This is a genomic window from Pseudomonas sp. SMV71, assembly GCF_052042015.1.
Classification (GTDB): Bacteria; Pseudomonadota; Gammaproteobacteria; order Pseudomonadales; family Pseudomonadaceae; genus Aquipseudomonas.
Genome location: NZ_JBKGGU010000074.1, coordinates 1 through 294, shown reverse-complemented (window position 1 = coordinate 294; position 294 = coordinate 1). Strand labels below are relative to the sequence as shown.

Annotated in this window: 1 protein-coding gene; it reads right to left on the bottom strand. The window is 63.6% G+C overall.

The window, feature by feature from the left end:
- On the bottom strand, positions 1-294 hold a 294-nt coding region (locus ACLEJQ_RS25840; protein ID WP_440799950.1), incomplete at both ends, for an AMP-binding protein.

The window sequence follows — 294 nt, the reverse complement described above, 5'->3', positions numbered from 1 at the left end:
ACTCGCCGATGCAGCCTTTGGGCACCGGGTTCAGATCGCCGTCCAGCAGGTACCACGCCAGGTCGGCGATGGGTTCGCCAATCGGGCTGCTGGCGTCCTGTTCCAGATCAGCGATGGACAGTGGACGGTAGGTCACGTGCACCGTGGTTTCGGTGATGCCGTACATGTTGATCAATTGCGGTGCCGTATCGCCGAAGCGCTCGAACCACGGGCGCAGGCTCTTCACGTCCAGCGCTTCGCCACCGAACACCACGTAGCGCAAGGCGTTGCTGCGGCTGTCGACGCAGGCCTCGT